This is a genomic window from Streptomyces cavernicola (assembly GCF_029968035.1).
GTDB classification, from domain to species: Bacteria; Actinomycetota; Actinomycetes; order Streptomycetales; family Streptomycetaceae; genus Streptomyces; species Streptomyces cavernicola.
The window spans coordinates 56,681-70,032 of sequence record NZ_JASCIQ010000017.1; the positions used below are offsets into that span (position 1 = coordinate 56,681).

General features: G+C 71.2%; 12 protein-coding genes and 2 pseudogenes. 9 read left to right on the forward strand and 5 right to left on the reverse strand.

Features of this window, described 5'->3' with window-relative positions; genetic code table 11:
- The first annotated feature begins 13 nt into the window (after positions 1-13).
- Positions 14-955: a LysR family transcriptional regulator gene (locus QIS96_RS17475; RefSeq protein WP_282543545.1), complete on the forward strand. Its 942-nt coding sequence runs from the start codon at positions 14-16 to the stop codon at positions 953-955.
- On the opposite strand, the gene QIS96_RS17480 is transcribed toward QIS96_RS17475, so the two are convergent.
- The 4 genes and pseudogenes from QIS96_RS17480 to QIS96_RS17495 form a co-directional block, all read right to left on the reverse strand.
- Positions 952-1,512 (reverse strand): HAD domain-containing protein, encoded by a 561-nt coding sequence (locus QIS96_RS17480; protein ID WP_282543546.1) that lies wholly within the window; start codon positions 1,510-1,512, stop codon positions 952-954. The two genes, QIS96_RS17475 and QIS96_RS17480, sit on opposite strands and share 4 nt — an antisense overlap.
- A 26-nt stretch (positions 1,513-1,538) precedes the next feature.
- On the reverse strand, positions 1,539-2,237 hold the full coding sequence (locus QIS96_RS17485; protein WP_282543547.1) for a class I SAM-dependent methyltransferase: 699 nt from the start codon (positions 2,235-2,237) through the stop codon (positions 1,539-1,541).
- Complete coding sequence (locus QIS96_RS17490; RefSeq protein WP_282543548.1) at positions 2,238-3,161, reverse strand: phosphotransferase family protein; 924 nt, start codon at positions 3,159-3,161, stop codon at positions 2,238-2,240.
- An 82-nt stretch (positions 3,162-3,243) separates the two neighbouring features.
- Positions 3,244-3,997 (reverse strand): annotated as a pseudogene (locus tag QIS96_RS17495) (hypothetical protein).
- 227 nt (positions 3,998-4,224) lie between these two features.
- Here QIS96_RS17495 and QIS96_RS17500 point away from each other — a divergent pair.
- Both QIS96_RS17500 and QIS96_RS17505 read left to right on the forward strand, forming a co-directional pair.
- A complete protein-coding gene (locus tag QIS96_RS17500; RefSeq protein ID WP_282543549.1) occupies positions 4,225-5,580 on the forward strand; it encodes a tetratricopeptide repeat protein in 1,356 nt (451 codons plus the stop codon).
- A gap of 35 nt (positions 5,581-5,615) precedes the next feature.
- On the forward strand, positions 5,616-6,122 hold the full coding sequence (locus tag QIS96_RS17505; RefSeq protein ID WP_282543550.1) for an NUDIX domain-containing protein: 507 nt from the start codon (positions 5,616-5,618) through the stop codon (positions 6,120-6,122).
- A gap of 20 nt (positions 6,123-6,142) precedes the next feature.
- Here the strand turns inward: QIS96_RS17505 and QIS96_RS17510 are convergent, their stop codons facing one another.
- On the reverse strand, positions 6,143-7,327 hold the full coding sequence (locus QIS96_RS17510; protein WP_282543551.1) for an MFS transporter: 1,185 nt from the start codon (positions 7,325-7,327) through the stop codon (positions 6,143-6,145).
- 441 nt (positions 7,328-7,768) lie between these two features.
- On the opposite strand from QIS96_RS17510, the gene QIS96_RS17515 reads away from it, so the two are divergent.
- The 6 genes and pseudogenes from QIS96_RS17515 (at position 7,769) to QIS96_RS17535 (ending at position 13,351) form a co-directional block, all read left to right on the forward strand.
- Positions 7,769-9,109: an MFS transporter gene (locus tag QIS96_RS17515; RefSeq protein WP_282543552.1), complete on the forward strand. Its 1,341-nt coding sequence runs from the start codon at positions 7,769-7,771 to the stop codon at positions 9,107-9,109.
- Between the two features lie 8 nt (positions 9,110-9,117).
- A pseudogene (locus QIS96_RS37870) lies at positions 9,118-9,336 on the forward strand (deaminase); the annotation flags it as partial.
- A 2-nt stretch (positions 9,337-9,338) separates the two neighbouring features.
- Positions 9,339-9,623: a tRNA-specific adenosine deaminase gene (locus tag QIS96_RS17520; RefSeq protein WP_282543629.1), complete on the forward strand. Its 285-nt coding sequence runs from the start codon at positions 9,339-9,341 to the stop codon at positions 9,621-9,623.
- 65 nt (positions 9,624-9,688) lie between these two features.
- Complete coding sequence (locus tag QIS96_RS17525) at positions 9,689-10,618, forward strand: polysaccharide deacetylase family protein (protein WP_282543553.1); 930 nt, start codon at positions 9,689-9,691, stop codon at positions 10,616-10,618.
- Positions 10,619-10,655: 37 nt separating this feature from the next.
- The gene (locus QIS96_RS17530) at positions 10,656-12,026 is read left to right on the forward strand and encodes an amidohydrolase family protein (RefSeq protein ID WP_282543554.1); all 1,371 of its coding nucleotides are present in this window, start codon (positions 10,656-10,658) and stop codon (positions 12,024-12,026) included.
- Positions 12,027-12,028: 2 nt separating this feature from the next.
- Complete coding sequence (locus QIS96_RS17535) at positions 12,029-13,351, forward strand: amidase (RefSeq protein ID WP_282543555.1); 1,323 nt, start codon at positions 12,029-12,031, stop codon at positions 13,349-13,351.
- The last annotated feature ends 1 nt before the right edge of the window (position 13,352 follow it).

The window sequence follows — 13,352 nt, forward strand, 5'->3', positions numbered from 1 at the left end:
GGTTCCCTGGACAATGTCGAACTCGAACTTCACGCTCCACGAACTGCAGTGCTTCAACGCCGTGGTGCTCGACGGCGGTTTCCAGGCCGCCGCCGAGCGACTGCACCGCTCGCACCCTTCCGTGTTCGCGGCAGTCGCCAAGCTGGAACGGCAACTGGGCCTGGACCTCCTTGACCGCTCGGGCTACCGGGTTCAGCTCACCGAGGCGGGGCGGGCCTTCCACCGCAAAGTGCGCCTCCTGCTGCACGAGGCCGAGGAACTCCAGACCTACGCCGAGCAGTTGGCGATGGGCGAAGAGGCCGAACTGCGCGTGGTGCTCGGCGACTTGTGCCCCCTTCCCCCCGTGTTGGAGCTGCTCAGCCGCTTCTTCGCGCAGCGCCCGCAGACTCGGCTGCACCTGCAGTTCGAGACGATCACCGGCCCCTGGGAGCGGCTCCTCGAGGACGAGGCCGACCTCGTCGTGCACCGCGTCCCCAAAAGCGACGTGCGGATGGAGTCGATCGACCTCGGCCGCGTCGCGCTGGTGCCCGTCGTGGCGCCCGGTTTCCTGCCCTTCGCCCCGGACACCGACATCACCCCGCAGCGGATGCAGGCCTTCACCCAGTGCGTGGTCCGGGACTCGGCACGCAACCCGGCCGAACCAGGCCACTTCCTCGTCGAGGGCGCGCCCCGAAGCTCCGTACCGGACCACCTCATGAAGAAGGAGCTGATCCTGCACGGCATGGCGTGGGGCCACCTGCCGCGGTTCCTGATCGAGACCGAACTGCGTGCCGGCAGCCTCCTCTCCATCGCCGGCCGGCACTTCCCCGGCGTGGTCGAGGACCTCTCGGCCGCCCGCCGCCGCGACCGCCCCCACGGCCCGGTCGCCGACCAGCTGTGGACCTTCCTGTCCCGCCATGCACCGGTCCTGCGGCCGGCATTGGGGCGCGTACCGAAGCCGAAGAAGGCCCGTTAGGCAGCCACGTACTCGCCCCTGTCGCCTGACAGACCGGCGGCCCAGCCCACCACGCTCAGCAAGTGCTCGGCCAGCAGCCCTGTGTGCGGCTCGGGCTGTACGAGGAGAGTGGGGCGCCCGTCGGCCGTGCGACGAGCGGCCCAGTCGTGGTCGAGGTCGGTGAAGTCGTCGTCGATCCAGGCGGCCGGGGCGTCGCCGAGCCAAGCGTCCACGTGGTCGCGCTTCCACAGGTAGCCGTTGGGGTGGCTGGTGGTGATCTGTGGGCGGGGCAGGTCCACGTGGGGCAGGGCGGGGAGGTCCAGGAGCGGGCCGAGGAGGGTGGTGGCGTCCTGTCGCCAGCTCGTGCACCAGACCGGGGCGACGAGGCCGGTGCGGAAGACGTTCATGAGCATGGGCCCGTGGGCCGGGCTGAGCCAGATGGGCACGGTGCTGTCGGAGCTGTGCCCGCTGGGGACGACATCGTGGCGGTGGTGGGTGGAGGGTTCGGTCCCGTCGGCGGTCGGGAAGGGGATGAGGACGCCGTCGACGTCAAGGAGCAGGTAGGCAGTGCTGAGCATCGGTTCCTCCGGGGTGTGTGCGTTGCTCAGAGTCGGCGGGCGGAGATCAGCAGCGTGGTCGGCCAGGGGCTGAGCCGGATGTCGTGCAACTCCTGTGCCGAGGCGAGCCGGAGGCCGGCGCGGTCGAGGTGCTTCTCCCAGCGCGGTACGTCGAACTCCCAGCGCGCCAAGGGCAGTCGGGTGCGGTCGGGGAGAGCGATGTGGTCGCGGCGGGGACAGTCGTCGCCGGAGGGGCGCATGCCGCGGCGCCGTGGATGGGGGACGGAGAAGGCGAGCATCCGGCCGGGCTTCAGACGCCCGGCGACAGCCGGGAGCAGGAGGTCCGGGGCTACGAGGCCGATGGCTCCGAAGACGGAGTAGATCCCGTCGAATTGGCCGGTGGCCGACTGGAGGTAGTGCAGGGCGTGTCCCGCCGTGAAGGTGAGGTTGTTCAGGCGTCCGTAGTGCGTGCGGGCCCGGCGGACCTGGAGGGCGACCAGGTCCACGCCGGTGACCCGCGCACCGTGCCGGACGGCGAGGTGCGCGGCGTTGTGGCCGGGGCCGCAGCCGAGTTCGAGGATGCGTTTGCCGCGCAGGTCGTGGCCGAGTGATTCGGCACCCGGGCCGCTGCCGGGGCGAGTCGTCCACTCCATCCGGGCCGGTACGTCCAAGGGTTCGGCGGGGTCGGCGGCGGTGCGTTGGACGGCGTGCGCGTGCCAAGGGGATGTCAGAGGTTGTGCAAGCACCTAGACCTCCAACAACCGTGCGACATCGGTCAGATGGCGGCGTACGACCTTGAGATAGGCCGGGTCCGTGGCCGGGTCGTCGATCCAGCGGATGGACTGCTCCATGAACCACTCCACGGCCCACATGCGGTGCCAGCCCAGCGCCCATTGCTCGGCGGGCAGTCCGCCCCGCTTCGCCAGGGCGTCGGGGGCGCCGCCTGCGACGACGTACTGGTCGAGGAAGACCCGCAGGCGTACGGGATCGGGGTCGTCGAGTGTGCCGTGCCAGCTGGCGAGGTCGAGGAGGCCGGGCCCGGTGAAGGCGCGGGCGAAGTCGAGCAGCCGCCAGCCGTTCCGGCCGATGTGGAGGCTGGTGGGGTGGAACTCGGAGTGCACCCAGCCGAACGGCTCCAGCATGGCCCCCGCCGAACGGGGCCCGGCGGCCTGGGCGATCCGGTCGAGGGCTTCCTCGATGTCGTCGGCGTCCTGCCAGCGTTCGGCCTTGCGGAGCCGGTCGAGGTGGTCCAGGGCGCGGTCGGGCAGGGCGCGCAGGCCCTCCTGGTCGAGGATCGGCAGGCCGAACGCCCTGCGGGTGCGGTGCAGGACCACGGCTGCGGGGGCGCCGTCGAGGTCGTCGGCCTCGCGGACCGGGGTGCCGAGGTCTTCGAGGAGCATCCCGAGCCAGCCGTTCCGGGCTGCGGAGGCGTACAGCTGCGGGACCGGGACGCCGAGGGCGCGGGCGAGCCGCAGGGCCTGGTCTTCGTGGTCGAAGGGCTTCTTGGCGTACTTGAAGACGGCCGTCGTGCCGTCGGGGAAGGTCAGGCGCTCGACGCCGGACATGGACCAGACGCGGATGTCGGCGCGCTGGGGCTGTGGCCGGTCGGCGAGGGTGAGCAGGTCGGTGAGGAGATCGGCGAGGAGTTTGGTGCTGAGATGCGCGTCCATGGTGGAGGGGCTCCGTTGCGCTTGGAGGCGTCCGGGGCGGGCAAGTTCGCACCTGCCCGCCCCGGAGCCTTGTCGGGGAGGGCTACGCGGTGGGTCCGGTCACGCGGTGGGCGTAGACCTGCTCGATCCATCCGGCCTTGAACTGGGCAAGGTCGTCACGGAAGTTGGCCATCGACGCACCGTAGGGCGCGACGACACCGCCGGTCTTGGTCCGGCACGGACTGGCAGCCGTGCACGAGTCGGCCACCGAGGGCGGCGTGGGCCTTGATGGACTCGATGCGGCGGTGCTCGTTGAACCAGCCGCCGTGGTAGACCTCGTCGAGCAGGCCGCCCATCTCGTCGTCCAGGTCGAAGACGACGGAGGTGGCGGCAGGGAAGAACCAGCACGGGCCGACGTTGGAGATGTGCCCGTCCAGCTCCACCTTGTTCAGCGCCATGAGCGTGGCTGCCTCGCGCAGCATCCGCAGGTGGTCCGCGGTGATCTGCGGCAGGCCGAGACCAGCGAGGTGCTCGTCGCGGAACAGGAAGGCGTACACCTCGTACGCGGTCTCCAGCACGCGGGCCGCGTCCGAAGTGGACTGACTGTGCTGCTGGATGAAGTCCAGGGCGAGCTGCTCGACCGCGCTCTCGGTCGTCTCGTTCACGTCCAGGAGCTGGGACTTGACCAACTCCCAGTCGGTGACGAGCCACGTGCTGGACTCGAAGCGGAAGAAGTACTCGGCGGGGTCGACGGTGATGCGTCGCCCCTCGACCCGGATGCCGGGCAGGCGGCTCCAGCGGGCGTCGAAGGCGGTGGGCAGCTCGACCGTGATGGCAGTCGTCTCGGTGGTGGTCACCGGTGTCTCCGTCTCTGTTGGGCCGGGTTCGGGCACAGGAATGCCCGAACCCGAAGCAGGCGTGCGGAACTTGGGGCCGCCCGGCCAAGGGGGAGCCTGGATCACGGTCAGTGTGCGGAACCGTCCGGGCGGCTGATGATTAGTGAACCTGCCGTCACGCACAGTGGATATGGTGAAGGGGAGCTGAAGCGGTATACGCGGTATACGGCCCTGGATCGGAGGCGACCGTGGCAGCGCCGAGAGAGCCCAACTCCCGCCTGCGCGACGCCATCGACGCAGCGGGATGTACGTACGACGCATTGGCCAAGGACGTGCGCCGCATCGCCGCCGAGAACGGTGAGATGCTCCAGACGAACAAGGCAGCGATCTCGCACTGGACCAACGGTGTCCGGCGACCCACTGGCAGAACCGGTCAATACCTGGCGGAGGCGCTCTCCCGCCGGGTGGGCCGCACGATCACCCAGACCGAACTCGGCCTGCAGCAAGCCGAGTCCACAGGCGACGCCGAGCCGGACCCGGTGATCGCAGCCACGGACCTGGGACGCGCCGACGTCGAACGTCGCCGCTTCCTCGCCATCGCCACGTTCACGACGGCCGGCGTCGCAATGCCCCTCGCGTACGACCACGAGGCGGCTGCCCGCATGCTCCGAGCCCGCACCGGCACCACGCTGGTCGGCACGGAGGACGTCGAGGTCGTACGGCAGATCACGGCGGCCTTCAGCGCAGCCGACGAACGCCTCGGCGGCGGCCACGGCCTCACCACCGTCACCGCCTACCTCGCCGACACCGCAGCCCCCATGCTCCGTGCCCGCTTCCCCACCGAAGCCTTACGACGGGCCGCCTACGGAGCCGTCGCCGAACTCGCCTACCTCGCAGGGTGGAAGCACCACGACCTCGGCCAGGAAGGCGCCGCCCAGCGCTACTACCAGGTCGGATACCAGCTTGCCTGCGAAGCCGACCCCCGAGGCCACGCCGCCTGGATGATGCGAGCCCTCGCCCACCAGGCCCTCAGCCTCAAACAACCCCACCACTGCGTGGACTTGGCCGAGGCGGCCCTGAGTCGAGGAACCGGCAAGGTGGACGGCCAGACCGAGGCCCTGCTCCACATCACCCACGCCCGCGCCTATGCCGCCACCGGCGAGAAGCCCCCCGCAGCCCGTGCACTCCTGGCCGCCGAGGACGCCCTGCTCCGCGAAGACGGCCCTCAGCCCAGCTACTCCCGCGTCAGCGGACCGGCGGCCGGCACCGTCGCCAGTCACACGGCCCGTACGCTGACCGACCTCGCCGACCACATCGGCACCGAACAGCAACACCGCGACGCCCTCACCCGCTGGGACCCAGCGAAGTACAAGCGCGTCCACGCCCTCACGTACGCAGATCTCGGCGACAGCCTCGCAGCCCAGGCCCGCGCGGACGAAGCCGTGGCCACCTGGACGCTCGCCCTGACGCTGATGGAGGGCATGACGTCTGACCGCACCCGCAAAGCGATCACCTCACTGAGCCCCACCCTCGCGGTCTACCAGCGTCGAGGCGTACCGGGTGCCGCCGAACTCGCCCGCCGCGCACGCGAAGCGCTCACCTAAGCTGCCCCGACCACCAGGCCGACGAAGGGATCACCGTGGCTCAGCCGACGACCGACGACCAGCAGCACAAAGCCCTCAAGCCCGCCCTCGACTCCATGACCCTGCTGGTCGCCGCTGTCATCGTCCACGACAAGGCGACCAACCGCGTCGTCCTCCTCCAACGCAGCCAGAACGCCAAGTTCGCCCAGGGCATGTGGGACCTGCCCGTCGGCAAGAGCGAGCGCGGAGAACCCATCACCGAGACCGCGGTGCGCGAGCTGTACGAGGAGACCGGCCTGACGGTGAAGCCGGAAGCGTTGAAGGTCGCCCACATCATTCACGGGGCGTGGGGTGTCGAAGCGCCCAACGGTTTCCTGACCGTAGTCTTCGCCGCGCATGAGTGGTCGGGCGAGCCGGAGAATCGTGAGCCCCACAAGCACGCGCGGGTCTGCTGGGTCGATGCGGGAGCCATCCCCGAGGAATTCGTCGACACCACTGCGAGTGCCCTCCATCGCTATCTCGACGGTGGATCGGAAGTCTCACTGGACGGCTGGGGCCAGTGACTCCTCATCCCCCGCAAACCTCACCCCCCATAAGCCCCCACGCACCGCCGCAAAACCACACCCCCCACCAACACCACCCCCGCCGGAACCATCAACACCGCAGGTGTGGCCGCCCAACCCGCCCCCGCGGCGGTGAGTGCGACCAGGGGTGGGCCCACCAGTTGGCCGAGGTTGATGGACTGGATGACTGCGGCGACGCCCGCCGAGACCTCTGTCGGTGAGGACGCCCACTGTGCGGCGCCCGCCATGACGGCGGAGGCGATGAGGCCGCCGAGTGCCGCGAAGGTCCATGCGGCCGCCATCAGGGCCGGGCGCGGGGCGTCGGGGGCGTACACCACCCACAGGCACGGAATCATCAGGACGGCGGCCGGGAGCAGGAGCAACGACCCGGCCACGCCGCGGAGTTGGAGGAGTGCCGCGGCCGACACGCCGATGCCGTTGGCCAGGAACGCCGCCGCCGTGAGCAGCGTGACCGCCTCCGCGCCGGCGCGCTCGCCGAGTACGGAGGGCAGCATCCCGAGGACGCCGAGGTGCTCGGCCGAGTAGCAGAGGGAGATCGCCGCGCACCATCGCAGCGGCCGCAGTGCGAGCCGTCGCGCGGGCTGGCGCAGCATCCGCCCCACGTTTGGGATCCCAGATGCGGTGTGCGGGGTGGGCAGCCCTCGGGTGGCCGCGGCCAGGACCGCTCCCGCGGCGGCCGCGGCGAGTCCGGCGGCCGCCCACACGGATCTCCAGCCCGCCGCCTCCACCAGCGTGGGCGTGGCCGCGAGGGTCGCCGCGATCCCCACCGGCATGCACATGGGCCACAGCGCGAGGAGGATCCGGAGGCGGTGCGGGGCGAGGACCTGCGCGAGCAGCGTCGGCCCGCTGATCATCATCAGGAGCAGGCCCGCGCCTTCGACGACGCGGGTCAGGAAGAGCGTCGCGGCGTTCCAGGAGGCGCTGCCCGCGAGGCTGCCGAGGGCGAGGCAGGCCGCCGCGAGCAGGGCGAGGCGGCGGGCGCCGACCAGCGTCGAGAGCGCGGGCACCGCGAACGCCGCGCCCGCCGCGATCAGGTTGGTGAGCGACAGGACCCAGCCGGTCTGGACGAGGGAGAGCCCGAGGTCGTCGCCGACCAGCGGCAGTGCGGCGGGCACCTTGCCGACCTGCATCGCCGCGATGATGTTCGCGCCGAGCACCGCCGGGACGAGGAACGAGTTCCGCACCGCCGCACCACCCCCCCCGCATTCCGTACTGCCGGACCACCCCCCGCATTCCGTACTGCCGGACCACCCCCACATTTTTGTATCCCGTATGGCTTGACGCGACCTGCGCAGCGCGAGCAGTATCCCAAAACACCGGGAACGTGAACAGGGCGTAGCGGACGGCGAGCTTCCACTCGACGTCGTACGCAGGGTTCGACCGGTCCGATCAGGACCGTGAGTACGCAAGCGACTGACCGCGCATCAGCATCTGAGGCCGGGTCAGATCCGAGAAAGCCGACGGCACTCCACAGCCCGGAAGAGCCGTCGCCCGCCGATCGAGGAGCACGGCCCCGCCGCGTCGGGCAGGGCCGTGCAGGGTCGGTGTCCTTCCCCGTCGTCGCCGTGTGACCTGCGAAATCCCTCGGCAGCGACGTACCCGAACAGCCGATTTTGGAGGCTAGCATGCACGCTGCTCCCGAGACCGGGACCGAGACCGAGGCCCCGGACACCGGTACGCGCACCGACCGGAAGGCGCTCAGACGCGTGATCGGCGCGAGCGCGGTCGGCACGACCCTGGAGTGGTACGACCACTTCATCTACGGTTCGGCGGCCGCCCTCGTCTTCCCGAAGCTCTTCTTCCCCGACAGCGACCCCGCGGCCGCGACGATGCTCTCCCTCGTCACGTACTCCGTCGCGTTCGTGACCCGCCCCCTCGGCGCGGCGATCTTCGGGCACTACGGCGACAAGTACGGCCGTAAGAACGTGCTCATCCTGACCCTGATCCTGATGGGCGCCGCGACCGGACTGATCGGTCTGGTGCCCACCTACCAGTCGATCGGCATCCTCGCCCCGCTGCTCCTCGTCCTGCTGCGCTTCATCCAGGGCATCGGCCTCGGCGGCGAGTGGGGCGGCGCGGCCCTGATGGTGGGGGAGTCCAGCAGCGACGGCAAACGCGGATTGCTCGGCTCGCTCGTCCAGATCGCCAGCCCGCTCGGACTGCTGCTCGCCAACGGGGTGTTCTCCGTCATCACCTTCATGGTGTCGGAGGAGGCGTTCTTCGCCTGGGGCTGGCGGGTGCCGTTCCTGCTCAGCACCTTCCTCGTGCTCATCGGCCTGTGGATCCGCCGGCAGGTGCAGGAGTCGCCGCTCTTCGAGGAGGAGGCCGCCACCGAGGAGTCCCGCAAGGCACCCCTGGTCGAGGTCGTGACCCGGCACTGGCGGCCGCTGCTCCTCGCCATCGGCTCGCGCATCGGCAGCGACGTCTGCTTCTACGTCTTCAACGTGTTCATCCTCGTCTACGGCACCACCCAGATCGGCGTGGACCGTCAAACCCTGCTCACCGCCGTCCTGTTCGGCGCCGTCAGCCAGGCGGTCAGCATCCCGCTGTGGGGCCACCTGTGCGACCGGATCGGCCGCAGGCCCATCCTGATCATCGGCGCCGTCGGCGCGATGACCTGGTGCTTCGCCTTCTTCCCCGTACTCGACTCCGGCAACGACGCGCTCGTCTACGCCGCCCCGGCCGTGGGCAACTTCTTCATCGCGGCGATGTGGGGCCCCCTCGCGGCCTTCGTCCCGGAGCTGTTCCCGACCCGCGTGCGGTACACCGGCGCGGGCCTGGGCTTCCAGAGCGCCGGTGTGTTCGGCGGCGCGCTCGCCCCGATCATCACCGCGGCCCTCGTCGCCGCGTACGACACGTGGGTGCCGGTGGCGGTCTACCTCGCCGTGCTCCTGGCGATCCTGGTCGCCTGCGTGGCCGCCGCCCGGGAGACCGCGGCGGCCGACCTCCGCGAGATCGAGGGGTGAGCGCAGCCGTGACACCGACCGCGCACACCGACCGCTCGTTTCTGCGGGCCGCCCTGAGCGAGGCCGCCGACGCCGGCGCTCGTGGCGACCTCGCCGTCGGAGCCGTCATCGTCGTCGGCCGGGACGTCCTGGCCCGCGGCGGCAACGAGGCGATGACCAGCGGCGATCCGATGGCCCACGCAGAGGTGGTGGCGCTGCGCCGGTTCACGGCAGCCCACCGGGCCGCTCCCTGGAAGACGCCACCCTGTACACGACGTTCGAGCCGTGCCCGATGTGCCTCGGTGCCTGCCTCGTGTACCGGCTCGGCCGCGTCGTCGTCGGCGGCACCCGGCTCCCCGACGACCGGCCGTGGGGCGCGTACGACCCGGCCGGGTTCGCGGCCGCCGTCGCCACCAGCGGTCCCCGACTCGACGTGGCCACCGGGCCGTTCGCCGACGAGTGCAGGGACCTGCGGCAACGCTCGATCGACGCCGGCAACGTACCGACTCCGACCAACGAGCAGCACCAACCCTGACGTTCGAGCCGTACCGACCCTGACCGTCGAACCGTACCGACCCTGACCATCGAGGAGTAGATCCCATGTCCCCCAACCCCTCCGCGCCCGGCGGCCGCGACCTCATCGGCTACGGCCGTGACGGCGCCGCGATCGAGTGGCCCGGTCGGGCGCGCGTCGCGGTCTGTCTGGTCGTCAACTACGAGGAGGGCAGCGAGTTCAGCTATCCCGTCGACGGCCGCAACGAGATCCCGCAGGAGTTCGACTACCCGCCGCTCCCGGTCCGGGACCTCGGCAACGAGACGATCTTCGAGTACGGCTCGCGCGCCGGCATCTGGCGCCTGCAGCGCATCCTCGACGGGCTCGACCTGCCGATCACCGTCCAGGGCTGCGCCCAGGCACTCGAACTCAACCCGGAGGTCGGCGCGTGGATCAGGGAGCGCGGCCATGACGTGTGCTGCCACGGCTACCGCTGGGAGAACGTGAGCACACTCGACCGCGACACCGAGCGCGAGCGGCTGCACATGGCGATCGAGTCCATCGAGGCCACCTGCGGCGAGCGCCCGCGAGGCTGGTACAGCCGGCAGCCCGCATCGGTCAACACCCGCGAACTCCTCGTGGAGGAGGGCGGTTTCCTCTACGACAGCGACTCCTTCGCCGACGACGTGCCGTACTACGTGCAGGTGCAGGACACCGACCACCTCGTCATCCCGTACTCGTTCACCCTCAACGACGGGCTTTTCCTGCCGGGGCAGTCCTGGTCCGGGCCGGAATCGTTCCTCGACTACGGCAGGCGCGCCTTCGACCTGCTGTGGGAAGAGGGCGAGACCCGGCCCCGGATGCTGAGCATCGGCCTGCACGCCCGGCTCATGGGCCAGCCCGCCCGCGCGCACGCCCTGCGCGAACTCCTCCAGTACATGCTCGGCCACGACGACGTGTGGTTCACCCGGCGCCTCGACATCGCGCGGTGGTGGTGGGACAAGTACCCGCCCGACACCGCCAGTCCGCGCCCCTGACTCGACGACGTACGCACCACAGAACCAGGAGACGACCATGTCCGACCTCACCCTCCTCACCCACGCCACAGTCATCACCGTCGACGAGAGACGCACCGTCATCCAGGACGGCGCGGTGGCCGTCGAAGGGCGCAGGATCGCCGCCGTCGGCAAGACCGCCGACCTCCGCCGGCAGTACCCCGGAGCGACCGAGGTCGACGCGTCCGGGCAGATGCTCCTGCCCGGCTTCGTGAACCTGCACGTCCACTGCGCGATCGGCGTCACCCGCGGCATCGGCGACGACATGGGCGGCGCCCCCATCTACCGCCGCGACATCCCGCAGGGCGTGGTCATGTCGCCCGACGACACGTACGTCATGTCGCGGCTCGGCGCGATGCAGGCCCTCGCCTTCGGCTCCACGACGATCGTGGAGAACTACATCCACGCGCAGTCGAACGTCCGGGCCCTCGCCGAGATCGGCCTCCGCGCCGTGGTCAGCGAACGCGTCCACGACGCCGACCTGTTCAGCGTCCGGCACGGCGCCTACACGTACGACACGGAGCGCGGCGAGCGGCTCCTCGCGGCCAACGCGCGCCTCATCGAGGACTGGCACGGCTACGACGAGGGCCGCATCACCTGCCACGTCGGACCGCACGGCCCCGACACCGCGAGCCCCGAACTGCTGCGCCGGGCAAGGGTGTTGGCGGACGAGGCCGGGGTCGGGATGTTCACGCACCTCGCCCAGAGCGCCGGCGAGGTCGCCCAGGTGCGGGCGCTGACCGGCCGCAGCTCGGTGCAGCACCTCGCCGACACCGGCGTCCTCGGCCCCGACCTGATCGCCGGGCACTGCGCGTTCCTCGACGACGGCGACGCCGCGCTGCTCGCCGAGTCCGGCGCGACCGTCTGCCAACTCCCCGCCGTCAACGCCAAGAGCGGCTGGATCGCCCCCGTCGCCGAGCTGCGCCGCCTCGGCGCACGGGTCGGGCTCGGCACCGACAACATGGTCCACGACATGCTGGAGCAGATGCGCTTCGCGGTCTGCGTCAACCGCATCAGCGACGGCAACGCCGACTCCATCAAGGCCATGGACGTACTGGAGATGGCCACCATCCAGGGCGCCCGCGCCCTCGGCCGCGAGCACGAACTCGGCTCGATCGAACCCGGCAAGCTCGCCGACCTGCTCCTCGTCGACCTCGACGGGCCCCACCTCGCGCCCGTCCTCGACCCGGTCGCGAGCCTGCTCTTCGCCGGGCAGTCGGCCGACATCCACTCCGTGATGATCGGCGGGGACTTCGTCGTACGCGACCGCCAGGTCCTGACCGTCGACCCGGTCGCGGTGCTCCACGACGCGCAGAAGCGCGCCGAGCGGCTGTGGACCGACATCGCAGGCTGGGCCCCCGCGGACGGCCCGACGGGATGCCGGTGCTGACGATGCGAACCCGACCCACCCTCGTGGACACCGCCCACGCCCTCGCGTCCGGCGTCACCACCAGCCAGGAGATCGTCGAGTCCGTCCTCGCGGCGGCCGAGGCCACCGAACCGGACGTGCACGCCTACGTGGCACTCGACGCCGCGGCCGCCAGAGCCGCCGCCCGGACGGCCGACGCGACGCCCGCCGCGGAGCGCGGCCCGCTGCACGGACTCCCCGTCGGGGTGAAGGACCTCATCGCGACCGCAGGCCTCAAGACCCGCGCGGGCTCGCACAGTTGGACCCACCCGACCGACGAGGACGCGGCCGTCGTACGCCGACTGCGCGCCGCCGGCGGCATCGTCACCGGCAAGCAGCACACCCACGAGTTCGGCTACGGACTCGACGAACCGCCCACACGGCACCCGCACGACCCCGGCCGGTACGCCGGGGGATCCACGATCGGCGGCGCGGTCTCGGTGGCCGTCGGATCGAGCCTGGCCGCGATCGGCACCGACGGCGGCGGCTCGATCCGCAAGCCGGCCGCGCTGCACGGCCTGGTCGGCCTCAAGCCCACCCACGGCCTCGTCGACACCGCGGGCGTCGTCCCCGGCGTGACCACGAACGACCACGTCGGCTGGATCACCACCACCGTCGCCGACTCCGCGCTCCTGCTCGCCGCGCTCACCGGACTCGACCCGGTGCGCACGGACGAAGGCGTGGCGGGCCTGCGGATCGGCTGCGTCGGCTACTTCTTCCGCGACCTCGAACCCGCCGTCGACGCCGCCGTGCGCCGCGGCCTCGACCGACTCGCCGCGGCCGGCGCGGAGATCGTGTGGTTCGAGATCCCCGAGCTCGACCTCGTGCCCGAGGCCCACGGCACCATCGGCGCGTCCGGCGCCGCCGCCCACCACCGCGACGTGCCCGCACACGTACGCGCCGAATACGCCCCCGGCGTACGGGAGTTCCTCGACCGGGCCGAGCGCATCACCGAGGACGAGACCGCCCGCGCCCGCCGCGTACGCGAGGACGTACGGCACGCCGTCGACGCCGCGTTGGACAGGGAGCGGATCGACGCGCTGTGCTCGCCGACCCTGGCCCTCGGCGCGCTGCCGCTCGCGACGATGAAGCCGGAGCACGACCTGCCGCGCTACTGCCGTCTGACGGCGCCCTTCAACCTGACCGGGCACCCCGCGGTCAGCGTGCCCGTCGAGCGCGGGGACGAGCCCGTGGGCCTCCAAGTCGCCGCCCGGTACGGGGCGGACGCCATGACCCTGCGCGTGGCGGCCGCGGTGGAAGCGCGACACTGTCGCCCAGGCGACGGCCGCAGTGGCCCGAGAACGTGAG

Bases quoted from the DNA above. Each gene is read 5' to 3' on its own strand.
- QIS96_RS17475 (WP_282543545.1), top strand. From the start codon at position 14: ATGTCGAACTCGAACTTCACGCTCCACGAACTGCAGTGCTTCAACGCC.
- QIS96_RS17480 (WP_282543546.1), bottom strand. From the start codon at position 1,512: ATGCTCAGCACTGCCTACCTGCTCCTTGACGTCGACGGCGTCCTCATC.
- QIS96_RS17490 (WP_282543548.1), bottom strand. From the start codon at position 3,161: ATGGACGCGCATCTCAGCACCAAACTCCTCGCCGATCTCCTCACCGAC.
- QIS96_RS17515 (WP_282543552.1), top strand. From the start codon at position 7,769: ATGCACGCTGCTCCCGAGACCGGGACCGAGACCGAGGCCCCGGACACC.
- QIS96_RS17525 (WP_282543553.1), top strand. From the start codon at position 9,689: ATGTCCCCCAACCCCTCCGCGCCCGGCGGCCGCGACCTCATCGGCTAC.
- QIS96_RS17530 (WP_282543554.1), top strand. From the start codon at position 10,656: ATGTCCGACCTCACCCTCCTCACCCACGCCACAGTCATCACCGTCGAC.
- QIS96_RS17535 (WP_282543555.1), top strand. From the start codon at position 12,029: ATGCGAACCCGACCCACCCTCGTGGACACCGCCCACGCCCTCGCGTCC.